This window comes from Massilia pinisoli (assembly GCF_024753285.1).
GTDB classification, from domain to species: Bacteria; Pseudomonadota; Gammaproteobacteria; order Burkholderiales; family Burkholderiaceae_D; genus Telluria; species Telluria pinisoli.
Map to the genome: position 1 here is coordinate 40,494 of NZ_JANUGW010000021.1, position 26,209 is coordinate 66,702.

Annotated in this window: 20 protein-coding genes; 7 read left to right on the forward strand and 13 right to left on the reverse strand. The window is 65.8% G+C overall.

The genetic code is table 11. From position 1 onward, the window contains the following. Nucleotides 1-14 precede the first annotated feature (14 nt). Nucleotides 15-782, forward strand: coding sequence for a GIN domain-containing protein (locus NX784_RS22745; RefSeq protein WP_258818967.1), 768 nt, complete (start codon nucleotides 15-17; stop codon nucleotides 780-782). A gap of 33 nt (nucleotides 783-815) precedes the next feature. Here NX784_RS22745 and NX784_RS22750 read toward each other — a convergent pair whose 3' ends face one another. The 12 genes from NX784_RS22750 to NX784_RS22805 all read right to left on the reverse strand — a co-directional run bounded on the left by NX784_RS22750 (nucleotide 816) and on the right by NX784_RS22805 (nucleotide 11,794). Continuing rightward, nucleotides 816-1,139, reverse strand: a complete 324-nt coding sequence (locus tag NX784_RS22750) for a BON domain-containing protein (protein ID WP_258818968.1) — start codon at nucleotides 1,137-1,139, stop codon at nucleotides 816-818. Between the two features lie 62 nt (nucleotides 1,140-1,201). Then, nucleotides 1,202-2,296 carry a LytR C-terminal domain-containing protein gene (locus NX784_RS22755; protein WP_258818969.1) on the reverse strand — a complete coding sequence of 365 codons (1,095 nt, stop codon included), beginning with the start codon at nucleotides 2,294-2,296 and terminating at the stop codon, nucleotides 1,202-1,204. 16 nt (nucleotides 2,297-2,312) lie between these two features. After that, complete coding sequence (locus tag NX784_RS22760) at nucleotides 2,313-3,254, reverse strand: type II secretion system F family protein (protein ID WP_258818970.1); 942 nt, start codon at nucleotides 3,252-3,254, stop codon at nucleotides 2,313-2,315. 10 nt (nucleotides 3,255-3,264) lie between these two features. Further along, nucleotides 3,265-4,242, reverse strand: coding sequence for a type II secretion system F family protein (locus NX784_RS22765; RefSeq protein ID WP_258818971.1), 978 nt, complete (start codon nucleotides 4,240-4,242; stop codon nucleotides 3,265-3,267). Nucleotides 4,243-4,273: 31 nt separating this feature from the next. Continuing rightward, nucleotides 4,274-5,617 (reverse strand): TadA family conjugal transfer-associated ATPase, encoded by a 1,344-nt coding sequence (locus tag NX784_RS22770; RefSeq protein WP_258818972.1) that lies wholly within the window; start codon nucleotides 5,615-5,617, stop codon nucleotides 4,274-4,276. A gap of 18 nt (nucleotides 5,618-5,635) precedes the next feature. Next, complete coding sequence (locus NX784_RS22775; protein WP_258818973.1) at nucleotides 5,636-6,814, reverse strand: CpaE/TadZ family protein; 1,179 nt, start codon at nucleotides 6,812-6,814, stop codon at nucleotides 5,636-5,638. 35 nt (nucleotides 6,815-6,849) lie between these two features. Continuing rightward, nucleotides 6,850-7,134: a hypothetical protein gene (locus NX784_RS22780; protein WP_258818974.1), complete on the reverse strand. Its 285-nt coding sequence runs from the start codon at nucleotides 7,132-7,134 to the stop codon at nucleotides 6,850-6,852. A 9-nt stretch (nucleotides 7,135-7,143) separates the two neighbouring features. Beyond that, a complete protein-coding gene (locus tag NX784_RS22785) occupies nucleotides 7,144-8,697 on the reverse strand; it encodes a type II and III secretion system protein family protein (RefSeq protein ID WP_258818975.1) in 1,554 nt (517 codons plus the stop codon). A gap of 18 nt (nucleotides 8,698-8,715) precedes the next feature. Further along, nucleotides 8,716-9,567 (reverse strand): Flp pilus assembly protein CpaB, encoded by an 852-nt coding sequence (gene cpaB, locus NX784_RS22790; RefSeq protein WP_258818976.1) that lies wholly within the window; start codon nucleotides 9,565-9,567, stop codon nucleotides 8,716-8,718. Then, nucleotides 9,564-10,934 (reverse strand): DUF8689 domain-containing protein, encoded by a 1,371-nt coding sequence (locus NX784_RS22795; protein WP_258818977.1) that lies wholly within the window; start codon nucleotides 10,932-10,934, stop codon nucleotides 9,564-9,566. Before NX784_RS22795 ends, cpaB begins: the two co-directional genes overlap by 4 nt. A 94-nt stretch (nucleotides 10,935-11,028) precedes the next feature. Further along, a complete protein-coding gene (locus NX784_RS22800) occupies nucleotides 11,029-11,553 on the reverse strand; it encodes an A24 family peptidase (RefSeq protein WP_258818978.1) in 525 nt (174 codons plus the stop codon). A 55-nt stretch (nucleotides 11,554-11,608) separates the two neighbouring features. Then, nucleotides 11,609-11,794 carry a Flp family type IVb pilin gene (locus NX784_RS22805; RefSeq protein WP_258818979.1) on the reverse strand — a complete coding sequence of 62 codons (186 nt, stop codon included), beginning with the start codon at nucleotides 11,792-11,794 and terminating at the stop codon, nucleotides 11,609-11,611. A 385-nt stretch (nucleotides 11,795-12,179) separates the two neighbouring features. On the opposite strand from NX784_RS22805, the gene NX784_RS22810 reads away from it, so the two are divergent. Next, nucleotides 12,180-13,217: a GGDEF domain-containing protein gene (locus tag NX784_RS22810; RefSeq protein WP_258818980.1), complete on the forward strand. Its 1,038-nt coding sequence runs from the start codon at nucleotides 12,180-12,182 to the stop codon at nucleotides 13,215-13,217. Between the two features lie 16 nt (nucleotides 13,218-13,233). On the opposite strand, the gene NX784_RS22815 is transcribed toward NX784_RS22810, so the two are convergent. Further along, nucleotides 13,234-14,454 (reverse strand): HD-GYP domain-containing protein, encoded by a 1,221-nt coding sequence (locus NX784_RS22815; protein WP_258818981.1) that lies wholly within the window; start codon nucleotides 14,452-14,454, stop codon nucleotides 13,234-13,236. Nucleotides 14,455-14,585: 131 nt separating this feature from the next. Here NX784_RS22815 and NX784_RS22820 point away from each other — a divergent pair, with 131 nt between their 5' ends. From NX784_RS22820 to prsT, 5 genes are all read left to right on the forward strand, one after another. After that, a complete protein-coding gene (locus NX784_RS22820; RefSeq protein WP_258818982.1) occupies nucleotides 14,586-15,521 on the forward strand; it encodes a LysR substrate-binding domain-containing protein in 936 nt (311 codons plus the stop codon). 178 nt (nucleotides 15,522-15,699) lie between these two features. Continuing rightward, nucleotides 15,700-19,275: an indolepyruvate ferredoxin oxidoreductase family protein gene (locus NX784_RS22825; RefSeq protein WP_258818983.1), complete on the forward strand. Its 3,576-nt coding sequence runs from the start codon at nucleotides 15,700-15,702 to the stop codon at nucleotides 19,273-19,275. Between the two features lie 198 nt (nucleotides 19,276-19,473). Next, entirely contained in the window at nucleotides 19,474-22,761 is a 3,288-nt protein-coding gene (gene icmF / locus NX784_RS22830) for a fused isobutyryl-CoA mutase/GTPase IcmF (RefSeq protein ID WP_258818984.1), read from the forward strand. A 51-nt stretch (nucleotides 22,762-22,812) separates the two neighbouring features. Then, the gene (locus NX784_RS22835) at nucleotides 22,813-23,133 is read left to right on the forward strand and encodes a hypothetical protein (protein WP_258818985.1); all 321 of its coding nucleotides are present in this window, start codon (nucleotides 22,813-22,815) and stop codon (nucleotides 23,131-23,133) included. A 177-nt stretch (nucleotides 23,134-23,310) separates the two neighbouring features. After that, the gene (prsT, locus tag NX784_RS22840) at nucleotides 23,311-26,091 is read left to right on the forward strand and encodes an XrtA/PEP-CTERM system TPR-repeat protein PrsT (protein WP_258818986.1); all 2,781 of its coding nucleotides are present in this window, start codon (nucleotides 23,311-23,313) and stop codon (nucleotides 26,089-26,091) included. Nucleotides 26,092-26,209: the final 118 nt, after the last annotated feature.

A 26,209-nucleotide genomic window follows, 5' to 3' on the forward strand; every position in this document is an offset into this window, starting at 1 on the left:
AACGGAGACCCGATATGAACAACCTGATCAAGAGCGCCGTCCTCGCCACCACCCTGGCAATCGGCACGCATGCTGCCCTGGCCGACGACCTCGTCCGCGAAAACCGCCCCGTCGATGCCAGCGTATCGAAGGTGCGCCTGGGCGGCGTGATCCGCCTGAACCTGCACCAGGGATCGACGCCTTCGCTCGTCGTGTCCGGCGACAAGCGTTATGTCGCAAAGGTGACGACCACGCAGCGCGGCGATACGCTCGTCATCGATATGGAAAACAATACCCGTATGGACGGCAACAGCAAGAGCGAACTGCGCGCCGATCTCACCGTGCCGAACCTGCAGGAATTCGTGTCGCAGGGCGTCGGTTCGAGCGACGTATCCGGTTTCAGCGGCGACAAGCTGAAGCTGGCGCTGGACGGCGCCGGCGCCGTGCGCTTCACGGGACAGTATCGCGACGTCGATGCGCGCCTGGGCGGCGTCGGCGGCCTCACGCTGAACCCCGGCCAGGCCGAGCGCATCGAGCTGCACCTGGGTGGCGCCGGCCATATCACGGTGGCGGGCCAGACGAAATTATTGCGCGCGCAACTGGGCGGCGTCGGTGGCCTTGACGCTCAACAATTGCGCGCGGAAACGGTCGACCTCGACATGACCGGTCTCGGCGGTGCCAGCGTGTACGCGAAAACGGCGGCCAACGTGAATCTGAGCGGCATGGGTTCGGCCACCGTCTACGGCAAGCCGGCGACGCGCAATGCGACGACGAACGGCTTCGGCAAGGTCAGCTGGCAATAAAGCAGTGCACCGGCACGGCGCCGCCGTGCCGCGTCAGCGGATCACCGTATCGTTCTTGACCGACTTCACGCCCTTGACGTTGCGCGCGATTTCCACGGCCTTCTCGGCGGATTCACGGGAGTCGACGAAGCCGCTCAGCTGCACCGTTCCCTTGAACGTTTCCACGTTGACCTGGGTCGCCTTGACGCTCGGGTCGGCAGCGAAGGCAGCTTTCACCTTGCTGGTAATCAAGGAGTCGTCGACGTATTCGCCCGTGCCTTCGCGGGTCGGCGTCGGGGCGCAGGCGACGAGCGAGACCAGCAGCGAGGTCGCGAGAACAGACTGAGCAATAGCGGTCTGGAAACGAATGAGCTTCATGGCGCTTCTCCCGAGTTATCAAGAATTTTATTATTCCGAATTTCGGGACAGCCTGTCGCCCGCTACTGTTGTGGAATCGGTACGGTTCGCGCCGGGCCGTCGGCGCCGCCTGCCTGTGCGACGAGCAGCCCCGACGGCGGCTTGTCCCCGATGCGGTGCGGCGGCACGTCGTGGCCGATGACGAGGCGCACGTCCGCGCGCCCATCCATGCCGGCCTCGACCGGTTCCCCGGTGCCGACCTGCCGCGCCAGGCGTTCCGCCACCGTCCGGAAGGCCGGCTGGTATTCGACGCGCGTCCGGTGCACGCCAAACCCTTTTTCGTTGGTCAGGCGCACCACCTTGAGCCCCCCATCGCGCAACTCGCGCGCCACGCGGCGCGCGAGGCCCTGGCGGCCGTCGCCGTTGCTGATCTCCAGTCGGGCGACCGTCTCCGGCGCGGACGGCCGGGCGATCGGCGCGGCCCTGTTCGACGGCACGCGGCGCAATTCGAGCATGCCGTCGTCCTTGCGGACCACTTCCACGGCGGCCCATTCCTCGTCGGGCCGTTGGGTGGCCTTGACGGCCTGCTCGATGGCGTGCAGCCGCGTGCCGCCGTTCGCCGTCGCATAGTCGGCGCGGAAGTCGTGGGCACGCAAGGCCTCGGCCTGGCGCAGCATCTGCCGGCCGCGTTCTTCCTGGCCGAGTTTTAACAGGGTCTCGCCCAGGTATTGCCAGGCGCGCTGGTCCAGCGGATCGAGCAGGCAGGCCTTTTCGAGCGCGACCTGGGCCGCGTCGACGTCGCCGCTGAGCAGGTAGGCATAACCCAGATTGGCAAACAGGAAGGCGGCCGCGGGGCCGGACGCCATGGTGGCGTCGCGCGTGAGGTCGCGCCAGATCGGGATCGCGCGGGCGAAATCGCGCTGCTCGGCGTACGCGATCGCCAGGCCGTTGCGCGCGTTGACGTGCGTGGCGTCGAGGCGTAGCGCGGCCTCGTACGCGGCGATCGCATCGTCGTAGCGGCGCGCGAGGTACAGGTTGCGGCCGCGCAGGTAGTTGTCGTTCGCCGCGGAGAACGCCGGTCCGCCGGCGTCGGGCTGCGGCGGCGGACTGCTGCAGGCCAGCAGCAGCACGCTGCTGCACAACAGGGGCAAGGCGGACAGCAGGATACGCGAGCGCATGGCAATCTCCGTCGAATCAGTTGGTACCGCCCAGGGCAGTGCCGAAGATCTTGGTGATCTGGATGCCGGCGGGGCCGAGCAGCACCATCAACAAGGTCGGGAAGATGCAAAAGACGAGGGGGAACAACAGTTTCAGGCCGATCCTGGCGGCAGCCTCTTCCGCCAGCATGCGGCGCTTGGTGCGCAGCGCCTCCGAATACACGCGCAGGGCGTCGCCGATGCTCGTGCCGAAGCGCTCGGACTGGATCAGCATTGCGACGAGCGAATCGATGTCGTCCAGCCCGATACGCAGCGCGAAATTGCGCAGCGCCTTTTCCTTGCTGAAGCCGGCGCGCGTCTCCATTAGCACGAGCTGCAATTCCTGGCCCAGCGTCACGCTCTTGACGTGGATCTCGGCGGCGACCTTGACCAGCGCGCGCTCGAGGCTCAGGCCCGCCTCCACGCATACGGTCAGCAGATCGAGCGCATCGGGGATGTTCTCGAAGATCTCGCGCTTGCGGTGCTTGACGACGCGGTCGAGGATCACGTTCGGCAGGTAGTAGCCGCACGTCGCCGCGAACAGCAGCAGGGCCATCGTCTCGAAGCCGGCGACGGTGGCGGGCACGAACGCGAGCACGAGGCCGACGAGCGCGGGCAGTCCCAGCGCCAGCGCCGTCTTCGATGCGAAGTACAGCGTCGGCGCGGCCGGATTGCGCCAGCCGGCGTTCATGAAGCGGGTGCGCAGCGCCGACTTTTCCCAGCCCTCGTCCGGCACCGACAGCTTCGTCAGGGGCTTGGCCGCGCGCGCCACGCGATCGACCCAGCTGCTGCGCGGCGCGTGGCCGTCGTCCGTGTGGCCCATGAAACTCGCCAGCCGGGCGCGCAGCGCGGCGGGCGCGAACAGCACCGTCGCCAGCCACGCGAGGCAGCAGACCACCGCGAAGACGATCAACAGGAACAGCAGCTGTGCGCGAATCATCGATGTCTCCTCAGATGCGGATGCGGATCATCCTCTTCAGCCAGATCACCCCGACGATGATCATCACGAGCGCGGTCCACAGCAGCTTGACGCCGACCGGATCGGTCCACAGGACCATGATGTACGTGGGATTCACGAGCACCAGCATGGCGCCCACGGCGAACGGCAGCAGTCCCAGGATCCAGGCGGACATGCGCCCTTCCGCCGACAGCACGCGGACCTGGGCCGCGAGCCGCAGGCGGCCGCGGATGATGTGGCCGATGTTGCCGAGGATTTCGGCCAGGTTGCCGCCCGTCTCGCGCTGGATCAGGATCGCGATGACGAGATAGCGCAGGTCGGTGAGCGGAATGCGCGACGCCATGTTGTGCAGCGCTTCGCCCAGCGGCACGCCGTAATTGATCTCCTCGCGCGCGATGCGGAACTCGCCGCTGAGCGGTTCCGGCAATTCGTTGCCGACGATTTGCAACACGTTCGAGAACGAGTGACCGGCCCGCAGCGCGCGTGCGATGAAATCGGCGGCGTCCGGCAGTTGCTCCTCGATGCGCGCGAGGCGGCGCAGGCGTGCGCGCCGCACCAGCAGCAGCGGCACGAAGGCGCACAGCAGGACCAGCGCCACACGCACCAACACCGGCATCGGCCACTGCAGCACGAGATAGCCGGCCACCGCCGCGACGGCGCCGGAGCACACCAGGAAGTGCTCGACCGACCACCCCATGCCGGCCTGCACGAGCAGCCGGTCGATGCGGTGCGCGAAGCGCGCGCGCTGCAGCAGGCGCTCCGTCAGCTCGTGCCGCCCGAAGCGGCGCAGCTTCAGGATCGAGATGCGCTCGGCGTTCTTGCCCTGGTGTCCGGACATCAGCTGCAGCCGGCGCGCGATGCGCTGGGCACTGGCGCCGTGGGTGTTCACCCACCAGAGATACACGCCCTCGATGCCGAGGATGATGGCGGCGAACAGGAAGACGATGAATCCGTAGAAGAGGATGTCCATGCGAGACTTTCGCGGTATGCGGTTCAACGGTTCAGGTGAACACGCGGTCGGGGTCGAAGGTGTCCTCGGGCACCGCTGCGCCGAACATCCGCAGGCGGTCGGCGAAACGCGGCCGCACGCCCGTCGCGCAGAAATGGCCTTGCACCTTGCCGTCGGCGTCGATTCCCGTCTGCTCGAAGCGGAATATCTCCTGCATCGAAATGATCTCGCCTTCCATGCCCGTGATTTCCTGCATGCTGACGACCTTGCGCGTGCCGTCGGCCAGGCGCGAGGCCTGCAGGATCACGGTGATGGCGGACGCGATCTGCTGGCGGATGGCGCGCGGCGTCAGGCTTACCCCGGCCATGCCGACCATGTTTTCCAGGCGCGCGAGCGCGTCGCGCGGCGTGTTCGCGTGGATGGTGGCGAGCGAACCCTCGTGGCCCGTGTTCATGGCCTGCAGCATGTCCAGCGCTTCCGGTCCGCGCACCTCGCCCAGGATGATGCGGTCCGGGCGCATGCGCAGCGAGTTGCGCACGAGCGCGCGCTGCGTCACCTCGCCCTTGCCTTCGATGTTCGGCGGGCGCGTCTCGAGGCGCACGACGTGCGGCTGGCGCAGCTGCAGTTCAGCGGCGTCCTCGATCGTCACGATGCGCTCGTTCCCCGGAATGAAGCCGGAGATCAGGTTCAGCATCGTCGTCTTGCCGCTGCCGGTGCCACCCGAAATCAGGATGTTCACCTTCGCGAGGCCGAGGCTCTCGAGCACCTTGATCATCGGCGGCGTGACGCTTTTGTAGTCGAGCAGGTTCTGTACCGTGAGCGGCGAGGCGCCGAAGCGCCGGATCGACACGAGCGGGCCGTCCACCGCGAGCGGCGGGATGATCGCGTTGACGCGCGAGCCGTCCGGCAGGCGCGCGTCGACCATCGGGCTCGACTCGTCCACGCGGCGGCCCACGCGCGAGACGATCTTCTCGATGATCTTCATGAGGTGCGCGTTGTCGTGGAAGGTCACGTCCGTGAGCTCCAGGCGGCCCCGCCGTTCGACGTAGACCTTGTCGTACGTGTTGACGAGGATGTCGGAGACGGTCGGGTCGTTCAGCAGCGGCTCCAGCGGGCCGAAGCCGAGCATCTCGTGCTGGATGTCGAGCACCAGGTGATGGCGCTCCTGCTGATTCAGCACGATCCGTTCTTCCTCGATGATGCGCTGGACCAGCAGCGCCAGCTCGTGCTTGAACTGTTCGCTCGTCAGGCGCTTCAGGCGCTCCAGGTCGATCCGGTCGAGGATCATCTGGTGCATCGTCTTCTTCAGCTCGGCGTAGGCTTGTTGCGCCGCAGCCGGTACCGGCTGGTATTGGCGCTCCTCGTCCGTCACGGACAGGCGTTCGCGCAGGGACATGGGCGGCTCCTTGAACAATCAATCGTCTTCGCCGCGCCCGAACAGGCGGTCGAACAGACCCTTGGCCTCGGGGATGCGGCGCGACGCCACCACTTCGACGAGATCGGCCAGGCTGCGCGCCGCGGCGCTCGTGCGTGCCAGCTGGAGCACGGGAATGCCCTGGTTGACGGAGTCGGTGACGGCGATGTAGTCGTTGGGGACGGTGTGCAGCACTTCCGCGCCCAGCGCGGCGTGCAAGTCCTGCAGGCGCAGCTTGCCGCCCTTTTCGTAGCGGTTGACGATCAGGCGGATATGGTCGGTCACGTAGCCGAGCGAGCGGAAGATGTCGAGCAGGCGGCGCGCGTCGCGGATGTCCGGCAACGCGAGCTGCAGCACCGGGTAGATCGCATCGGTGCCGTCGAGCGCGCGCAGCGATACCGCATCGATCTGGCGCCCGACGTCGAGCAGGATGTAGTCGTAGTGCTGGCGCGCCACGCGCAGGATCGTGTCGATGTGTTCGGGCTTGGCCTCGGTTGTCTGGCCCGGATCGTCGGCCGCCGCCAACACGCCGAATCCGGGCGCCACGTGCACGAGGCACGATTCCAGGAACGGCCCGTCGATGCGGGCGATCTGCTGGCACACGTCCGACAGGGTCATGGCCGGCTTCTGGTCCGACACGTACAGCGTGGCGTCGCCGAACTGGCGGTGCAGGTCGATCAGCAAGACCTTCTTGTCCGCCAGCGTGGCCAGCGCGTAGCCGAAATTGGTGGAGATGAACGTGGCGCCGCTACCGCCCTTGCAGGCGATGAAGGCGAGTATCTTCCCGTCGCGCAGCGCAACCACGCCGGCGCTCGCCGCGATGCGGTCGATCGCCTCGTGCAGAGCGCGATGCACGAGCGGCAGTTGCAGCACCTCGCGCACGCCGGCGCGCATGGCGCGGATCAGGAGGTCGGGATGGTGATTGTCGGTCAACAGCATGAAATGCGCTGCCGAATAATGGCGGGTCAGGCGCTCCAGCAGGTCGCCGTCGGCGGCATCGGCGTCGGCATCGCTGATGTCGACGATGATCAGGCTCGGGCTGTCAGACAGCGGGCGTTCGAGCGCATCGCGCAGGCTGGCGCGGCTGGCGGCGACGTTCAACGGCGGCACGCGCGCCGCGCCTTGGGAGGCGATCTCCGCGTAAAGCTGGGTGTCGCGGCTGATCAGGAGGGCTTTCATCGTGGTCCTCGGGACGGCATTCGGTTAAATTCATGTCAGTTACTGCCCGCCCCGCTGATGACGAGCGGCCTGACGGGTTTTTCCGGTTCCTTGAACGAATTCTGGTAGCGCTCGTGGGCGATGGCGGCGGCGGCGCCTTCCATGCCGGCAGCCGGATTCGTGTTCGCCGCGGCGGCCGGATCGAGTACCTGCGCCGACACGTTGGCGCGCACGGACTGGCCGAAGTGTTCGTTGAAGCGCGGCGTCGTGCTGCATCCGCACAGCAGCGTGCCCGCCAGCGCCGCGCGCGCCATTGCCTTGTATTGGGTTGTGATGGCCATCGCTCTCTCCTATTTCAATTCGAAGCCGCCCGCGCTGTGCGCCGGCGGTGTCGCGGGCGCCGGCGCCGACAGGGCGGCCGTCGACGCCGGCGGCGGCGGCCCGTCGAGGCGGCCGCCCAGCATCAGCGCGGCACGCGACGGCTCGCCCACGTTGTCGGTCGGCAGCGTGTAGCTGTTGCCGGCCTGCGGCTTGACGAGGTGCGCGGTGATCACGAACACCAATTCCGTGCGGTCCTGCTGATAATCCGTGCTGCGGAACAGCGCGCCCAGCACAGGCAGTTCGCCCAGTATCGGCAGCCCTTTCATGTTGGCGACGAGGTTGCTCTTGATCAGGCCACCGATCGCGAAGCTCTGGCCGTCGTACAACTGGACCGTCGTTGTGGCGCGGCGCGTCGTCACGACCGGCATGATGGCGGTGCCGGCAAAACCGGTGGCCGAGATGCCGATGCCCTCGCGCGACAATTCCGATACCTCGGGCGCCACGCGCAGGTTGATGCGTCCGCCGCCCAGCACCGTCGGCGTGAAGCGCAGGCCGACGCCGAACTCCTTTTCCTCGAGCGTCACCCGGTTGTTCTCCTGCGCGACCGGGATATAGAACTTGCCGCCCACGAGAAACGTGCCTTCCTGGCCGCTGATCGCCATCACGTTCGGCTCGGCCAGCACGCGCACGAGTCCGTCCTGCTTCTCGGCCGCGCCGGCCAAGGTGCCGCGGGTGCCTTTCTGCGCCTGGATCGATGCGTGCGCCGTACCGGTGATGAAGTTCGACAGCAGGGTCGCACCCCAACTGCCGGAACCGAAGCGCCACGTGACGCCCGCTTCGAGGCGATCGAGCAGCGACTTCGACACTTCGGCGATCTTGACTTCCAGCTGCACCTGCTGCGGCGCGCGGACGGACAGCATGTTGACCACCCGCGCCGCGGCAGACGCCGCGCCGCCCTGGTTCTGCCCTTCGCGCTGGTTCTGGCTGGCGGCGTCCTGCTTGTCGGGCACGGTCAGCGCGCGCAGCGGCCGCCGCACATAGGCCGTCGCCAGTTCGACGACGCGTGCGGCGGCGGTGGCGTCGCTCACGGTGCCGGTCAGCACTAGGGCGTCGGACGCGGCCAGCACCTTGATGTCGTGCTCGTCCGGCAAGGCGACGGCCAAGGTCGCCTGCAGGGCCGACGGGTCCATCGCCACCGTGATGTCAAGGACGCTGCACAAGCCGCTTTTGCCCTGGATGATCATATTGGTCGTGCCGACGTCGACGCCGGCGATGTACAGCGTATCGGGCGCCACCATCAGGGCCTGCACGACGAGCGGGTTGCCGACGCTGCGTTGCTGGACCGGCTCGGGCAGGCGCATCAGGCTCGATTTGCCGACCTGCAGGGCCAGCTGGGCCGGCCGCGCGGCTTCGCCCTTGCAATTGGGGCCGGCCTCCGCACGCGGCGGCGCGCCCTCGGCCGGATTGTCCGCGGCCTGGGCTTTCGTTCTGGCGGCCGCGCCGGCGGGTCCGGCGGCCGCCAGCGCCAGGCCGGCGGCGAACAGGCAGCGAAACAATGGCGATGGCGTCAAGCATCCGTTCATGGCTTTACCCTGCGAGGTTCAGAAGCACTCCTGCGACACGCGCAGGCCATTGAGCACGGTGACGCATTCGCGCCGCACCGGCGCCGCCACCTTGATGACCACGGGCGCCGGGCGCACCGCCGGCGCCGGCCTGGTCGCGGGCTTGCGCGGCGCCGGCGGCGGCTCGGGCAGCAGGGTCACCTTGGTCGCGCCTTCCGTGCTCGCTGACTGCGGGTCGACCTGGTTGCGCAGGGCCAGCGACAACGTGCCGACGCTGCGCGCCAGGTCGAGCTTTTCGGCCTGCTCCGGCGTGACTTCGAGCGTGACCGCGTTGACGACTTTCGGCTTCGTCTCGTCGCGGTTGACTTCCTGGGCGACCGCGAGCACGAGGATCCGCTCCAGCACGATCTTCGAGATGTTCTGCTGGCGGGCTTCCGCGCCGGGCGGCAGATCCTTCTGGGTGCTGACGATGATGTCGACGTAGTTGCCGGGCAGCGCGAAGCCCGCCACGCCGATCACGTCGTTCACGCGCACGGTGATCGCGCGCTTGCCTTCCGTGATCAGGGCGGACAGCCCGCCGAGCGTGCCGGCCGGTGCCAGCTTCGTTTCGCTGACCGGCTCGCCCATCAGCAGATTGGTCCTCAGCACGCGGCCGCTCAGTTTCTGCGGATCCGTGAATGCGCCTTTCGGCACGCTGTCGGCCGGCCAGTCCGCGAGCTTGAACATCTCCGGTGCCAGGCGCTGGCCGAGGCTGATGTCGGCGGCCGCCACGACGATGCGGCCGCTGCTGCCGCCCGGCTGCTTCAGCAGCCAGCGCGACGCGAACACGACGGCCGCGAATCCGAACAGGACCGCGACGGTCATGACGACGAGGGCGCGCTTGTTCTTCATGGCTCGCCCTCCGTCGCGGCGGCGATGAACATGCTGCGCCAGGCCTGCTCGGCGGCGGCGATCGTGAGGCGCGGCTCCGTGCCGGCGAAGCCGGCGAAGTCGGCGACCCGGTCGAGCAGTTCGCCCGGATAGCAGGCCAGCAGCGCGCGCCCGGATTGCGGGTGCAGCCGCTCGACCAGGTGATCGATGGCGGCATCGTCGACGTCGATGCGGCGCATGCGGCACTGACGCCGCAACAGGGCGCGGTAACCGGCCGGCGTCCACGCGCCGATGTCGGCCTTGTAGCCGATGCGGCGCAGTGCGGCGTCATCGAATATGGCGGACGGCGGCAGGTTGGTCGCGAACACGACGGCCGCGTCGAACGGCACGGGTTCGGCCTGGCCGCCCTGCAAGGTCAGCTGGTCGCAGCCGGCATCCAGCGGGCCGATGAAGCGGTTCAGCAGCTCGGCGGCGCCGATGCGCTGGCGGCCGACGTCATCGAGCACCAGCATGCCGTTGTTCGCCTGCAGGTGCGGCGGCGCGTGGCAGACGCCCTGTTCCGTGTCGTGGCGCAGGTCGAGCATGTCACGTCCGAGTTCCGCGCCGACGTGGACGAGCGGACGCTGGCACACGGTCCAGCGCGCATCGCAGCTGCGCCGTTCCTCCTGCTGGCGCGCACTCGGCGGCGGCGCGACGTGCAGCGCGGGATCGTACAGACGGATGACGTGACGTCCGGCCATCAGCGCGTACGGCACGGCGATGGAACCGGGCAGCAGGCGCCCGAGCTTGCGCGCCAGCGTCGTCTTGCCGCCGCCGGACGGCCCGTACAGCAACAGCGAGCGGCGCGCATACAAGGCGGCGCCCAGCACGTCGCGCGCGGCCGGCGCCAGGCCGTCCTCGCCGAGGACGCCGGCCAGTTGCGCGGACGTGATGCGTTCGGCATCGGCATGGCGCAGCGCCTGCCGTTCGACGACGGCGCGGTACGACGCGAGCGTCACGGGCGCCGGGCCGACGTAGCGGCAGCGCGCCAGGGCGTCGGCGGCGCCGCGCTGTCCGTGCGCGGTCAGCTGGTACTGCATGTCGATGTCGGATTCGCCGCACCACGCGACTTCCACCTGCTGTTCCGCGATCAGGGGATTGAGGACTTCGCGCAGCACGCTGATCGACAACCGCAACTTGCCGGCCAACAGCGTCAACGGCGCCTTGCCGCCGGCCTGGATCGCCTTGAGCACGAGGTCCGTCACGAAGCGCGGTTCGAGGCCCGTATCGCGCACGGTCTTCGCCTGGCGCGGCAGGACCGGCGCGATGTCCGGACCGCCCGCCGGCGCCGCCGGTTGCGCGGCGCGCGGCGCCGACGCGGTATTGCCTGTCGATAGCGTTTCAAACATCGGAACCCCCTTGCCTTGCGTGTTTTCCGAAACAGGTCAGAATGATTCTAGCGACCGGTCTTTTGGCCACCCTTGAGGTTCGCCAAGAGCGGACTCATCCATAACGGGTGACGAGGACGGCAATGGTGCCGAGCGCGATGGCCAGTCCGTACGGCATCGAACCGGCGCTTTGCGGCAGCGTCGTGTCGGCCAGTTTGGTGCCCGGCACGAGGAGTCCGCACAGCAGGTGGCCGATGTTCACGAGCGCCAACCGCAGCCGGCTGCACAGCAATACGACGAGCAGTGCCATGACGCCGCCGGCGCACCACGTGATGACGGCGATCTGGAATGCCGCGGTGGGGCCGGTGAAGAAGCCGACCACCGCCATCATCTTGACGTCGCCGGCGGCCATGCCCCGCACCAGGTAAAACGGCAGGAACAGGCTAAGGCCCAGCAACATGCCGCCGAGCGCGGACAACAGCGCGGCGCCCGGTGCGCCGGACAGCGCGTGCAGTACCAGTGCACCGGCGAGGCCGACGAGCAGCAGGCGGTTCGGAATACGCCGCGTCGCCAGGTCATTGACGGCGGCGATGCTTACCATGAGCAGCAGCAGCGCATCGCGATATTGTTCGACTTGCATGACGCCCCCAAAAAAAAGCCCCCCGGGCTGGAAAACCCGGAGGGCTGCCACTACATTAACCGCCAATGGTGCCCATCTGGCCGGAGATGTAGTCGAACGCCGCTTTCACCTTCGCGCCCACGTCTTTCGCCGAGGCTGCCATCACCACGCCGATCACGGCGGCGATCAGGCCATATTCGATGGCCGTCACGCCGTTTTCGTCAGCGGCAAAGGTTTTGACTGCAGAGATGAAGTTGCTCATGACAAACTCCCATATGGTAGGTTGATAAGAACTGCCACTAGCCGGAGGGCGCTGGTCAAGTCACTGTCGCGGGCTTGATGCGTTCCGTGCCAGTGAATTCACTATAAGAGTCGATGCCGCACGGCAATTTGACCCCTCGCAACTTTTCCATAGAGAACTATTAGTTGATTTTTAGGATATAAATCGCTGACGATAGGGAGAGTATGATGTGGTGTAAGGTTGAGAAAATTCACTCAGGCTAAAGAAATTGCATTTGCATAATTGCTTGGAATGCAAAAACCCGATATCCTGTTTCGCTTGCTCTTTGTGAAACGCCTGACACCTGCGAACGCGACGGCGGCTGTGCCCAGCCCGCAGGTCGGTTGATTACATTGCTGAGAACGACATGGATTCGCTTCTGAAACACATGGTTGACATGACCGGCCACCGCGATCACGCGATGCTCGACATGTCCGTAATCTCGGCCGTGCAAGAGCTGGCGGACGCGGCGCAGACGCGCATCCTGACCATCACCACCGTGTCTGGACAGCAGTACCTGCGTGCGCGCGCAAGCGTGGTGAAAGGCGGCTCGGCCCGCCTGGAAGACACGTACGACGGCGCACTGGGCGAAGCCGTGGCGGCCCTTCCCGAGCTGAAGCGTTGCCTCGCGGAGCACCAGAACAGCGCGGAAACGATCCTGCCCAACGGCGTGCGCGTGCTTTGGCTGCCGATCTGGTTTGGCGACAAGGCCACGACCTGCCTCGAAATCCGCGACGACAAGCCGTTTTCGCACGACACCGTGTACGTGGTCGGCGGGATCGTCGGGGTCTACCGGAATTTCCAGAACCTGCTCGACTACAGCGAGCGCGACTCCCTCACCGGCCTGCTCAACCGCAAGACCTTCGACGACCAGCTGGCGCGCATGCTGCAGAACGCGCACGAACACGACCCGCGCCTGCCGGGCGAGCCCGAGCGGCGCCAGCACCATGCCGAGGAAAAGCAATGGCTGGCCGTCGTCGACGTCGACCACTTCAAGGCCGTCAACGACAAGTTCGGCCACCTGTACGGCGATGAAGTGCTGATCCTGATCGCGAACCTGCTGCAATCCTCGTTCCGCGCGCAGGACCGCGTGTTCCGCTTCGGCGGCGAGGAATTCGTCGTGCTGCTGCGCTCGACCACGCTGGACAATGCCTGGAAGATCATCGACCGCTTCCGCGCCAATGTCGAAAGCCACGCGTTCCCGCAGGTGGGACGGGTCACGGTCAGCGTCGGCTTCGTCAGCATCAGCGCCTACGACTCGCCGGTGGTCACGCTGGGCCACGCCGACCAGGCGCTGTACTACGCGAAAAGCAATGGGCGCAACCGCGCCTGCCATTACGACGACCTCATCGCGCACGGCCTGTTGCAGACCGTCGCCTCCAACGACACCGCCGAGTTCTTCTGACAACCGCCCGCGCGGCTCAAGCCACCTGCATGAAGCGCTGCGGGTCGACTTGCCATTTCTCCGGCGATTCGTAGCGCACGATCTTGTCACCGCCACCGAAGCCCACGCCGCGCGCCAGGTCCACCGTCTCCGGCTTGATATAGGTCTGGCTCTTCGTGCTGTAGAACACGTTGACCTTGGGCGTGAGCAAGCTCGTTTCGTGCGGTTCCACGACGACGGCGAGACGCCCCGACTCCAGCAGGACGAGCGTCCCGACCGGATAGATGCCGACGCAGCGCATGAATTCCTGCGTGAGCGCCGGGTTGAAATGGAATTTGCTCCACTCGTACATCTTGCGCAGCGCCTCGGCCGCCGGCATGCCCTTGTGGTAGCAGCGGTCGGCCGTGATGGCGTCGTACACGTCGACGATCGCGGCCATCTGCGCCAGCTCGCTGATGTCGTGCTCGGCCTGGCGGTCCGGATACCCGGTGCCGTCGCGCCGCTCGTGGTGGTGCAAGGTGATGTCGAGGGGAATCGCGCCGATCCCCTCGGAACGGCGCAGGATGTCGTAGCCGTCCTTCGGGTGGCGCCGGACGATGTCGAATTCCTCTTCCGTCAGACGGCCAGGCTTGTTCAGGATGGCGTCGGGCACGAGCGCCTTGCCCGTGTCGTGCAGCAGGCCGCCGATGCCGGCCTGGTACGTGGTCTCGGCATCCAGCTGGCGCGAACGGCAAAATGCCACCAGCAGCGTGCAGACGCTGACCGAATGCAGGAACGTGTAGTCGTCCTTGTTCTTGATGACGGACAGGCCCAGCAACGCGGACGCATTGCGCAGGATCGATGCCGTGATGTTCTCGACGACGTGCGACACCTTGTCCAGCTCCACCGCCTTGCCCAGGCGCGCATCCTGCATCACCGTCTTGACGAGTCCCGCCGCTTGGCGCCGGATCGACACGGCACGGTCGAATTCCTCGGCCAGCGAGACACGCAGCGGCGTCACTGGCGTGACGGCCAGCGCGGCCACTTCGGCCTCCGTCGCGGCTGCCGCTTCCGCGATCGTGGGCGCATCGGCCACGTCCAGCCCGCGCGCGCAGTCGATCGTGACGCTGCGGATGCCGGCGGTGACGATCTTGCGGATCTCGTCCTCGTCGGTGATGACGAAACGGTTGCGGACGAACGGATGTTCCATCCAGCCGCAGTCGAGGTCATGGATGAACATCCCGACTCGCAACTGGGAAGAACCGACTTTCTTGAGCATGGAAGTGTCCAGGGGTATGTTAATCTCGGCGCCTTTAGGTCGTTCAAGTATAGCTACTTGATGACAATAAAGTTTCCAATAATAAACATATGGCGGATGTCTGTAGCCATAAAGATACAAATATTTACTAAATGGAACTTCGCCAGCTGCGCTATTTCGTCGCCATTGTCGACCACGGCTCGTTGTCGCGCGCTGCACTGGTCCTGCACGTGGCGCAGCCGGCGCTGACGCAGCAATTGCGTCAGCTCGAAGAGGAACTGGGCGTGCAACTGCTGCACCGCTCTGCCCAGGGCGTTTTGAACACCGACGCCGGCAAGGTGTTCTACGAGCATGCGCAAGCGATCCTCAAGCAAGTCGCGGATGCGCAGGCCGCCGTCGTGCAGTCGGCCGAACGCCCATCGGGCAGCGTCACGCTCGGTCTGCCGCACAGCATTTCCGATGCCCTTGCATTGCCGCTACTGACCGCGATCCGCGCGCGCTATCCGGAAATCACGCTGCAGTTGACGGAGGAAATCACGGGCAGCCTGGCCGAGCAGCTGCGCGCCGGCCGCATCAACCTGGCCGTGCTGTTCGACGACGGCCAGCTGGGCAGCTTCAGCGCCACCCCGCTCGTCGAGGAAGAGCTGCGCTACGTCTGCCGCGCCGACGCGCCTGCCGCCGCCGGACGCGACAGCCTGACCTTGCGCGACACCCTGGACACCACGCTGATCCTGCCCGGCTTGCAGCACGGCGTGCGCCCACGCATCGAAAGCACGGCGCGCGCCGCGGGCCTGGCCACGCGCGATGTCATCGAGATCAATTCGATCGCGATCCTGAAATCGGCCATCCTGGCCGGCATGGGTGCCACCATCCTGCCCGTCGCGCCCGTGCAGGCCGAGGTCGAGCGCGGTGCCATGCGGGCACTTGCCATCCGCGATCCGGCCATCGCCCGCACCGTCGTGCTGTGCGCGTCGCGCAATATCCCGCTGACGAATGCGGCGGCGGCCGTCGGGCGTCTCGTCACGCAGGTGGCGCACGACCTGTGCACGGACGGCCGCTGGGTCGGCGCCCGCGCGCTCGCCGGGTAAGTCAGGGCCATCATTTTTTCTTATGGCTCCATCCCCAATCCGTATTTCCGTATACGTCAACTTGTCTCTACACTGGGTGTAACAGCCGCCAAAGCGGCACCGGGACCCGATCCGGCCAGCGCCTACCCGGCGCGCCACCGGCACGGGTCCATCTGAAAACACAAAGTTTGGAGACTCCATGCCTGACACCGTCCTGGGCCAGGGCGCATCCGCGTCCCCCCCTGCCACGCCCGCCGTTCCCGCTCCCCTCAAAGACGTCAGCCTCGACGACAAGTACACCGCCACCTCCGGCAAGATCTTCCTGTCCGGCATCCAGGCCCTCGTGCGCCTGCCGATGATCCAGAAGCTGCGCGACGAGCAGGCCGGCCTGAACACCGCGGGCTTCGTCTCGGGTTATCGGGGCTCGCCGCTGGGCGGCCTGGACGAGAACCTGTGGAAGGCCAAGGGTCACCTCGAAGCGAAAGCGATCCGGTTCGTGCCGGGCGTGAACGAGGACCTGGCCGCGACGGCCGTCTGGGGTACGCAGACCGTGGACCTGATCGGCCCCGCGAAATACGATGGCGTGTTCGCGATGTGGTACGCGAAAGGCCCGGGCGTGGACCGCTGCGGCGACGTCTTCAAGCACATGAACCATGCCGGCACGGCAAAAAACGGCGGCGTGCTGCTCGTCGCGGGCGACGACCACGGCGCCTATTCGTCCACCTTGCCGCACCAGTCCGACCACATCTTCGCCGCCTGCATGATCCCCGTGCTGTACCCGTCGAACGTGCAGGAATACCTGGACCTCGGCGTGCACGGCTGGGCGATGTCGCGCTTTTCCGGCCTCGCCGTCGCGTTCAAGGCACTGGCCGACACGGTGGAATCGAGTGCTTCCGTCGATGCCGATCCGTTCCGCGTCGACGTCAAAATCCCGCACGATTTCGCCATGCCGGAAGGCGGCCTGAATACGACCCTGTCGTCGATCCCGCTGGGCCAGCAGGCGCGCAATCAGGAAGCGCTGATGCAGGACTATAAAATCTACGCGGCCCTCGCGTACGCGCGTGAAAACAAGCTGAATCGCACGACGATCGACAGCCCCGATGCGAAGCTAGGCATCATCGCGTCCGGCAAATCGTACGTGGACGTGCTCGAAGCGCTGGAAGAACTGGGCATCGACGAAGCGATGGCGGCAAAAGTCGGCCTGCGCCTGTTCAAGGTCGCGATGATCTGGCCGCTGGAGCCGGAAGGCGTGCGCGAATTCGCGCAGGGCCTGGACGAGATCCTCGTCGTGGAAGAGAAGCGCCAGGTCGTCGAATACCAGCTCAAGGAACAGCTGTACAACTGGCGCGACGACGTGCGCCCGCGCGTGATCGGCAAGTTCGACGAAAAGGGAGAATGGGTCGCGCCGCGCGGCGAATGGCTGCTGCCGCCGAAGGCCGATTTCTCCGTCGCACAGGTGGCGCGCGTGATCGCCGGCCGCATCACCCGCCTGAACCTCGACGAACGCACGCGCGATCTGATCCGCGCCCGCCTGGCGTTCCTGGAAGCGAAGGACGCCGTGCTGATGAAGGCCGTGACGACGCCGTTCCGTCCCGCGTTCTATTGCTCCGGCTGCCCGCACAACACGTCGACGAAAGTGCCGGACGGTTCGTTCGCGCTGGCCGGCATCGGCTGCCACGTGATGGCCACGTCGATCTACCCGGAGATGAACAAGCTGACGACGCATATGGGCGGCGAAGGCGCGCCGTGGATCGGCCAGGCCGCATTCTCCAACGTGCCGCACGTCTTCCAGAACCTGGGCGACGGCACCTATTTCCACTCCGGTTATCTCGCCGTGCGCGCCGCCATCGCGGCCAACGTGAACATCACCTATAAAATCCTGTACAACGACGCCGTCGCGATGACGGGCGGCCAGCCCGTGGACGGCACGACGTCCGTGCCGCTGATCGCGCGCCAGATGGCGGCGGAAGGCGTCAAGCGCATCGCGCTCGTGACGGAAGACCTGTCGCGCTATGAAGACCGCTCCGCGCTGCCGGCCGAAGTGACGCTGTACGACCGCAGCAAGATGGACGACGTGCAGCGCGAACTGCGCGAGATCGCCGGCGTGACGGTGCTGATCTACGACCAGACCTGCGCGGCCGAAAAGCGCCGCCGCCGTAAAAAGGGCGAATTCCCGGATGTCGCGAAGCGCATGGTGATCAACGAAGCCGTGTGCGAAGGCTGCGGCGATTGCGGCGTGCAGTCGAATTGCGTGGCTATCCTGCCGAAGGAAACGGAATTCGGCCGCAAGCGCGCCATCGACCAATCCGCGTGCAACAAGGATTACTCGTGCACGAAGGGCTTCTGCCCCAGCTTCGCCACCGTCGAAGGCGGTGCCCTCAAGAAGAACAAGGCCGGCGCCAGCAAGAAGGACGGCGACGACGGCTGGGGTCCGCTGCCGACACCCGCGCTGCCGTCGATCGCGGCACCGTACAACATCCTGATCAACGGCATCGGCGGCACCGGTGTCATCACCGTCGGCGCACTGATGGGCATGGCCGCGCACCTCGAAGGCAAGGGCGCGTCCGTGCTGGACATGACGGGCATGAGCCAGAAAAACGGCTCCGTCACGTCGCACGTGAAGATCGCCGAGACGCCGGAGCGCCTGCGCGCCCAGCGCATCGCCACCGGCGAGGCCGACCTCGTGCTGGGCTGCGACATGCTGACGGCGGGCGCGGCCGACGCCATCTCGAAGATGCGTCCGGGCCGCACGATGGTCGTCGTCAACCTGCACGAGCAGCCGACCGGCACCTTTGCCCAGCAGCGCGACTGGGAATTCCCCGCCGCCCAGGTACGCTCGCTGATCGTGGAAGCCGTCGGTGGAGAGTCGGGCGCCGACTTCCTCGACGCGACGAAGCTGGCGACGGCTCTGATGGGCGACTCGATCGCCGCCAACCTGTTCATGCTGGGCTATGCATGGCAGAAGGGCCTCGTGCCGCTGTCGGAAGCGTCGCTGCTGCGCGCCATCGAATTGAATGGCGTGGCCGTCGCATCCAACCAGCGCAGCTTCCTGTGGGGCCGCCGAGCCGCCGTCGACTTCAAGCGCGTCGAACAAGTGGCGACGCCGGCGCAGCCGGTGGTGCTGCAAATGCCGCAGAGCCTCGACAGCGTGATCAGGAAGCGCGTCGACTTCCTGACCGGTTACCAGGACGCGGCCTACGCGGCGCAGTATGAAGCGCTGGTCGCCCGCGTGCGCGAGCGCGAGGCGGCGCTCGGCCTCGGCAACAAGCTCGCCATGGCCGTCGCGAAGTCGTACGCCAAGCTGCTGGCCTACAAGGACGAATACGAGGTGGCGCGCCTGTACACGGACGGCCGGTTCGTGGAGCAGCTGCAAAGCCAGTTCGAAGGCACGTTCAGCGTGAAATTCAACCTGGCGCCGCCGCTGTTCGCGAAGAAGGACGCCAAGGGCCACCTCGTGAAAGCGGAATTCGGATCGTGGATGTGGAGCGCGTTCAAGCTGCTGGCCAAGCTGAAAGGCCTGCGCGGCACCGCGTTCGACGTGTTCGGCTACACGGCAGAGCGCAAGATGGAGCGCGCCCTCATCGCCGAATACCGTGACATGATCGAGGCGCAGCTGGCGTCGCTGGATGCGGCGAATCACGCCGTGGCCGTCGAGCTGGCGGCGCTGCCGGAGCAGATCCGCGGCTTCGGGCACGTCAAGGAAAAGGCCGTGGCCGAGTACCGAGTGCGCAAGCAGGAGCTGCTGTCCGGCAGCGTAAAAAAACGCGCCGCCTGATCGACGCCGGTTGAACGCGTGGACCGCCGTAGGGTGGGCTCCCCGAGCCCACCATGCGTTTCGCTACGCCGGCATTTGGTGGGCACAGGGTGCCTACCCTACGGCATCGACACAATCCCGATCACATTCTTGACGTTTACGTTAACGTCATATACCGTACAAAGAACCCCGGTTCGCTTCCGTTTTCCAAGGAACCCCATGAACGACATCACGCCCGCCGCCAAGCTCGACCTGCCGGAGCACGCCAAACTGTCCAACAAAGTCCGCTTCGTCACAGCCGCCTCGCTGTTCGACGGCCACGACGCCTCGATCAACATCATGCGCCGCATCCTGCAGACGAACGGCGCCGAAGTCGTGCACCTGGGCCATAACCGCTCGGTCGACGAGGTCGTCACCGCGGCGCTCGCCGAGGACGTGCAGGGCATCGCCATCTCCAGCTACCAGGGCGGCCACGTCGAATACTTCAAGTACATGATCGACCTGCTGCGCCAGCGCGGCGGCGCCCACATCAAAGTGTTCGGCGGCGGCGGCGGCGTCATCGTCCCGCACGAGATCGAAGAACTGCATGCATATGGCGTCACGCGCATCTTCTCGCCGGAAGACGGCCAGCGCATGGGCCTCGTCGGCATGATCCGCTCGATGCTGGAAGCGTGCGACGTCGACCTGTCGCCGTACGCGCCCACGACGCTCGAGCCGCTGCAGACGGGATCGATCGAGCAGCGCCACCGCCCGCTCGCGCAGCTGATCACGGCGCTGGAGAACGGCAAAGCCGAGGCCAGCCTGCGCAAGCGCATCATGGACACGGCGGAAGGGCTGAAGGTCCCGGTGCTGGGCATCACGGGCACGGGCGGTGCCGGCAAGTCGTCGCTGACGGATGAACTGATCCGCCGCATCCGCCTCGACCAGGGCGACCGCCTGAACATCGCCGTGATTTCCATCGATCCGTCGCGCCGCAAATCCGGCGGTGCTTTGCTCGGCGACCGCATCCGCATGAACGCGATCAACCCCTGGAACGGGCAGGCGCGCGTGTTCATGCGCTCGCTGGCCACGCGCGAAGCGGGTTCGGAGATCTCGCAGGCGCTGCCCGACGTGATCGCAGCGTGCAAGGTTGCGGGCTTCGACCTCGTCATCGTCGAGACGTCGGGCATCGGCCAGGGCGACGCCGCGATCGTGCCGCACGTGGACGTGTCGATGTACGTGATGACGCCGGAATTCGGCGCCGCGTCGCAGCTCGAGAAGATCGACATGCTGGACTTCGCCGACTTCATCGCCATCAACAAATTCGACCGCAAGGGCGCGCAGGACGCGCTGCGCGACGTGGCGAAGCAAGTCCAGCGCAACAAGGAATTGTGGAGCAAGTCGCCGGACGAGATGCCCGTCTACGGCACGCAGGCGTCGCGCTTCAACGACGACGGCGTGACGGCGCTGTACCTCGGCCTGCTGCCGGCGCTGGCCGAATTCGGCCTGCAGACCGAGACGCCCAAGCTGCCAAAGCCCGCCGCCAAATACTCGAGCGGCAAGAACGTGATCGTGCCGCCTGCCCGTAATCGCTACCTCGCCGAGATCGCGGACACCGTGCGCGGCTACCACCGCAACGTCGGCAAGCAAGTCAAACTTGCGCGCGAGCGCCAGCAGTTGACGGAAACGAAGCGCATGCTGGCGGCCGCCAACCGTGAAGTCGTCCTCGACGATTTGATCACGGAACGCGACAACGCGATGGCAGGCGAGGCGAAAACGCTGCTCGCAGCGTGGCCGCAGCTGCAGGAGACTTATGCGGGCGACGAGCACGTGGTCAAAATCCGCGACAAGGAAATCCGCACGAATCTCACGTACACGACGCTCTCGGGTAACAAGGTGCGCAAGGTTGCCCTGCCCCGTTTCGAGGATCACGGCGAGATCCTGCGCTTCCTGATGCTGGAAAACGTGCCGGGCGCCTTCCCGTACACGGCCGGCGTATTCCCGTTCAAGCGCGAAGGCGAAGACCCGACCCGCATGTTCGCCGGCGAAGGCGACGCGTTCCGCACGAACCGTCGCTTCAAGCTGGTGTCGCAAGGCATGGACGCGAAGCGCCTGTCGACGGCGTTCGACTCCGTCACCCTGTACGGCGCCGACCCGGCGCTGCGGCCCGACATCTACGGCAAGGTAGGCAACTCCGGCGTGTCGATCGCCACGTTGGACGACATGAAAGTGCTGTACGACGGCTTCGACCTGTGCAGCCCGAACACGTCCGTGTCGATGACGATCAACGGCCCGGCGCCCACGATCCTCGCGATGTTCATGAATACGGCGATCGACCAGCAGATGGACCGGTTCGAACGCGAGAATGGACGCAAACCCGCGGCCGACGAAATGGAAAAGATCCGCGCCTGGGTGCTCGCGAACGTGCGCGGGACCGTGCAGGCCGACATCCTGAAGGAAGACCAGGGCCAGAACACGTGCATCTTCTCGACGGAGTTTTCGCTGAAGGTGATGGGCGACATCCAGGAATACTTCGTCCAGAACCAGGTGCGCAATTTCTACTCCGTGTCGATCTCCGGCTACCACATCGCGGAAGCGGGCGCGAACCCGATCTCGCAGCTGGCGTTCACCTTGTCGAACGGTTTTACCTTCGTCGAGGCGTATCTGGCCCGCGGCATGCACATCGACGATTTCGCGCCGAACCTGTCGTTCTTCTTCAGTAACGGCATGGACCCGGAATACACGGTGCTGGGCCGCGTGGCGCGCCGCATCTGGGCCGTCGCCATGCGCGACAAGTACGGTGCGAACGACCGCTCGCAAAAGCTGAAGTACCACATCCAGACGTCGGGCCGCTCGCTGCACGCGCAGGAGATCGACTTCAACGACATCCGCACGACCTTGCAGGCACTGATCGCGATCTACGACAACTGCAACTCGCTGCACACGAATGCCTACGACGAGGCGATCACGACGCCGACCGACGAATCCGTGCGGCGCGCGCTCGCGATCCAGCTGATCATCAACCGCGAATGGGGCTTGGCCAAGAACGAGAACCCGAACCAGGGCTCGTTCATCCTCGAGGAATTGACCGACCTCGTCGAGGAAGCCGTGCTGCAGGAATTCGAGCGCATCGCCGAGCGCGGCGGCGTGCTCGGTGCGATGGAGACGGGCTACCAGCGCGGCAAGATCCAGGAAGAGTCGATGCTGTACGAGCACCGCAAGCACGACGGCAGCCTCCCGATCGTCGGCGTCAACACGTTCCGCAATCCGAAGGGTGCCGCGGCGCCGGCGACGATCGAGCTCGCACGCTCCACCGACGACGAAAAACAGTCGCAACTGACGCGCCTGGACGACTTCCACCGGCGCCACGCGAACGAGGCACCGGCCGCGCTGGCGGCACTGCAGCAGGCCGCCATCGACAACGAGAACGTGTTTGCTCGGCTGATGGATGCCGTGCGCGTATGTTCGTTGGGTCAGATCACGACGGCGCTGTTCGAGGTCGGCGGGCAGTATCGCCGCAATATGTAAAGCGGGCGACGCAGTAGAATCGGGGTCAGAGCAGCTTCCACGGAGCCATCCATGCCGATCCAGCCCCAGCAACTCGCCGAACTCATGCGCGAAGTCGAACAGGAAGACCAGATCGACTTCGCGGACCTCCCCTTCCCCGAGGACGACCTGCGCGAACTGGTCGCCAATCATCTGTGCGAGATGGCCGCCTCGATGGACAACTTCAGCACCGAAGACCGGCTGATGACCTTGCTGGCCGTTTCGGCCAAGCTCGTGCTCGAAAATCTGGTGCTGCACGTGCAATTGTTACGTCGCCATGGCTTGCCCGTCGGGGACAACGTGGAAGCCTTGCTGAGCCGCCTGCGCAACGGCGGCGACGGGCCGGGAAAGTAATATGGTCGTCATATTCCCGGCACATCGCACCAGAAGCGGTGGAATTGCCCTACTTTGGTGGGGGGATTTGCAACATGGCGCCCAACTTCTGCGACGTTCTTACTATTCCTTCAGGTATTATTGTTGAAGAGGAATCTGCACGACAATGCTGCTCCAAACTTATCTTGAGGAATCCAGATGCCGCGTCACCCGAACAAGCTGAAACTCACCGCTGCGATCCTGTCCGGCGCTTTCATGGTCGCGGGATTGTCCGCCTGCGGGCGCTCCACGCAATCGACCGAGCAATTGCTGACCGATGCCAAACAGTATCAGCAAAAGGGCGACCTGAAGTCGGCAATGATTCAGCTGAAAAATGCCGTCGAAAAGAGCCCGGAAAACGGCGAAGCGCGCCTGGCCCTGGGCAGTCTGGAACTCGACATGGGCGACTACCCGTCGGCCGAAAAGGAATTCCGTAAAGCCCGCTCCGCCGGCATCCCGTCCGAGCGCGTGCTGCCGCTGTTGGCCAAGGCGATGTCGCAGCAGGGCAAATTCAAGGAAGTTCTTGACGAAGTGACGCCCGAGGCGTCCGCCAAATCGGCGCCGCTGCTGGTGTTGCGCGGCGATGCCCTGCTGTCGACCGGGAAGGCCGACGATGGGAAGAAGGCGTTCGAACAGGCCCTGGCGCTGAACGCGAATTCCGGTGACGCGCTGCTCGGCATCGCCCGCTACGCCGTCGTCAATCACGACAAGGAGGGCGCGCAACGGTATATCGACGAGGCGGTCGCCAAGGATCCGAAGAACGCGGACGCACTCCTGGCGCGCGGTACCATGTTGCGCACGCAGGGCAAGGCCGACGAGGCGATGGCCGCCTTCGACCAGGCCCTCGCGCTCGATCCGCGCAATCGCACGGCCCATATCGAAAAAGCGTACATCGACATCACCCGCGGCAAATTCCCCGAAGCGAAAGCGGAAATCGACGCGGCCGAGAAGAATGCGCCCGGCAATCTGCTCGTGACGTACACCCGCGCGCTGTACGAATTCTCGCAAGGTAAGTACCAGGCCGCGCAGGACAACCTGCAGCGCGTGCTGAAAGTCGCGCCCGACCACATGCCCAGCGTGCTCCTGGCGGGCGCATCCGAGCTGAATCTCGGCTCGCTGCAACAGGCCGACCTGCATCTGCGCAAATACCTGGAGAGCAATCCCAACGACGTCTATGCGCGCAAGCTGCTGGCGCAGGTCCAGCTCAAGAGCGCCCAGCCGGCCGACGCCGTCGCCACGCTGGCGCCGGCACTGAAGAACGCGCCGGACGACCCGCAAGTGCTCGCGCTGGCCGGCGAAACCTATATGCAGGTGCATGACTTCAACAAGGCCAGTGCCTACCTGGAGAAAGCCGCGGCGCTGGCGCCGAAAGCGGCCAGCCTGCGCACATCGCTGGGCCTGTCCAAGCTGGCCCAGGGCGACCAGGCGCGCGCCCTGTCCGAACTGGAGATGGCGACGACGCTCGATCCGAAGTCGCCGCAAGCGACGATGGCGCTGGTCCAGACGGAAATGACGCTGAAGCATTACGACAAGGCGCTGGCCGCCGTCGATGCACTCGAAAAGCAGCAGCCCGACAATCCGCAAGTGTTGACGCTGAAGGGTGCCGTCAACATGGTCAAGGGCGACGTCCCGGCCGCCCGGGCCGCGCTGGACAAGGCCGTCGCGCTGAACCCCACGTACATTCCGGCCGTGCAGAACCTGGCGCGCCTGGACCTCGTGGAAAAGAAACCCGACGCCGCGAAGCAGCGCTACGAAAAAGTCCTGCAGAAGGAACCGAACAACGCCGACGCGATGCGCGCCCTGGCCGAACTGGCCCTGTTGCAGAACCATCCCGAAGAAGCGACCACGTGGTACGAGAAGGCCAGCAATGCGAATCCGAACGCCGTCGGCCCGGCGATCAATCTCGGCAGGCATTACCTGCGCACGAATCAGGCACAGAAGGCGCTGACCTTGGCACGCAAGCTCCAGACCGCCAACCCGACCAATCCGGAACTGGTGGAAATGCTGGGCCAGGCCCAGGTCGCCACCAAGGACGCGCCCGGCGCGCTGGATACCTTCAGCAAGCTCGTGAATCTCATACCGAAATCGGCCGCGCCGCACCTGCACCTGGCCGGCGTACACATGATGTTGCAGAACAACGCCGCCGCGGCAGATGACCTCAAGCGTGCCGTCGACCTGCAACCGGACCTGATTCCCGCCCGCCTGGCCCAGGCCGAGCTCGCCATGCGCACGGGACGCCCGGACGACGCCCTGGCCGCGGCACGCCAGATCCAAAAGATCAACGACAAGTCGCCCGTCGGCTACGCGACCGAAGGCGACGTCCTGATGGCGCAGAAAAAACCGGCGCAAGCGTTGCCGGCCTACGACAAGGCGTTCGCGATCGCCAAGGCGCCGGAAATCCTCATGAAATCCCTGCAGGCCATGGCCCAGTCCGGCAAAAGCAAGGAAGCGCTGGCGCGCGCGACGCAGTGGCTGAAGGACCATCCGGACGACTCGCTGATCAGCATGTACGTGGCCGAGAACAACCTGGTCGCCAAGGATTACAAGGCGGCGATCGCGCGCCTGGAAGACATCGTCAAACGCGTGCCAAACAATCCAGCCGTGCTGAACAACTTGGCGTATGCTTATCAACAGATAAAGGACCCGCGTGCCGTGCCCACCGCCGAACAGGCGTACAAGCTGGCCGACAACAACCCCGGCGTGATCGATACGCTGGGCTGGCTGCTCGTGGAACAGGGCAACACGAGCCGCGGTGTGCCGCTGTTGCAGAAAGCCAGCAGCCTGGCGCCGAAATCGTCGGAGGTGCGCTACCACCTGGCGGTCGGCCTGAGCAAGTCGGGCGACAAGGCCGGTGCACGCAAGGAGCTCGACAAGCTTCTCGCGGAAGACAAGTCGTTCGCTCAGGCTGACGAAGCGCGCGCGTTGCTGAAGACTTTGTAAGACGCCAAGATCAATTAATAATTAAATAATAATCTGCGCCCGGCACCGCCAGGGCGCGGGCGACCAGAACTCCGTCCGCCGCAGCCGCGGACGTTTTTAAACAATTGGGGAATCCTGC

What these genes read in the sequence shown, in the direction of transcription:
- NX784_RS22770 (WP_258818972.1), bottom strand. Translation starts at nt 5,617, where the DNA reads ATGTCCCTGCGCGAACGCCTGTCCGTGACGGACGAGGAGCGCCAATAC.
- NX784_RS22750 (WP_258818968.1), bottom strand. Translation starts at nt 1,139, where the DNA reads ATGAAGCTCATTCGTTTCCAGACCGCTATTGCTCAGTCTGTTCTCGCG.
- NX784_RS22765 (WP_258818971.1), bottom strand. Translation starts at nt 4,242, where the DNA reads ATGGACATCCTCTTCTACGGATTCATCGTCTTCCTGTTCGCCGCCATC.
- NX784_RS22835 (WP_258818985.1), top strand. Translation starts at nt 22,813, where the DNA reads ATGCCGATCCAGCCCCAGCAACTCGCCGAACTCATGCGCGAAGTCGAA.
- NX784_RS22780 (WP_258818974.1), bottom strand. Translation starts at nt 7,134, where the DNA reads ATGGCCATCACAACCCAATACAAGGCAATGGCGCGCGCGGCGCTGGCG.
- prsT (WP_258818986.1), top strand. Translation starts at nt 23,311, where the DNA reads ATGCCGCGTCACCCGAACAAGCTGAAACTCACCGCTGCGATCCTGTCC.
- NX784_RS22745 (WP_258818967.1), top strand. Translation starts at nt 15, where the DNA reads ATGAACAACCTGATCAAGAGCGCCGTCCTCGCCACCACCCTGGCAATC.
- cpaB (WP_258818976.1), bottom strand. Translation starts at nt 9,567, where the DNA reads ATGAAGAACAAGCGCGCCCTCGTCGTCATGACCGTCGCGGTCCTGTTC.
- icmF (WP_258818984.1), top strand. Translation starts at nt 19,474, where the DNA reads ATGAACGACATCACGCCCGCCGCCAAGCTCGACCTGCCGGAGCACGCC.
- NX784_RS22785 (WP_258818975.1), bottom strand. Translation starts at nt 8,697, where the DNA reads ATGAACGGATGCTTGACGCCATCGCCATTGTTTCGCTGCCTGTTCGCC.
- NX784_RS22755 (WP_258818969.1), bottom strand. Translation starts at nt 2,296, where the DNA reads ATGCGCTCGCGTATCCTGCTGTCCGCCTTGCCCCTGTTGTGCAGCAGC.
- NX784_RS22795 (WP_258818977.1), bottom strand. Translation starts at nt 10,934, where the DNA reads ATGTTTGAAACGCTATCGACAGGCAATACCGCGTCGGCGCCGCGCGCC.
- NX784_RS22775 (WP_258818973.1), bottom strand. Translation starts at nt 6,814, where the DNA reads ATGAAAGCCCTCCTGATCAGCCGCGACACCCAGCTTTACGCGGAGATC.
- NX784_RS22820 (WP_258818982.1), top strand. Translation starts at nt 14,586, where the DNA reads ATGGAACTTCGCCAGCTGCGCTATTTCGTCGCCATTGTCGACCACGGC.
- NX784_RS22825 (WP_258818983.1), top strand. Translation starts at nt 15,700, where the DNA reads ATGCCTGACACCGTCCTGGGCCAGGGCGCATCCGCGTCCCCCCCTGCC.
- NX784_RS22760 (WP_258818970.1), bottom strand. Translation starts at nt 3,254, where the DNA reads ATGATTCGCGCACAGCTGCTGTTCCTGTTGATCGTCTTCGCGGTGGTC.
- NX784_RS22800 (WP_258818978.1), bottom strand. Translation starts at nt 11,553, where the DNA reads ATGCAAGTCGAACAATATCGCGATGCGCTGCTGCTGCTCATGGTAAGC.
- NX784_RS22815 (WP_258818981.1), bottom strand. Translation starts at nt 14,454, where the DNA reads ATGCTCAAGAAAGTCGGTTCTTCCCAGTTGCGAGTCGGGATGTTCATC.
- NX784_RS22810 (WP_258818980.1), top strand. Translation starts at nt 12,180, where the DNA reads ATGGATTCGCTTCTGAAACACATGGTTGACATGACCGGCCACCGCGAT.
- NX784_RS22805 (WP_258818979.1), bottom strand. Translation starts at nt 11,794, where the DNA reads ATGAGCAACTTCATCTCTGCAGTCAAAACCTTTGCCGCTGACGAAAAC.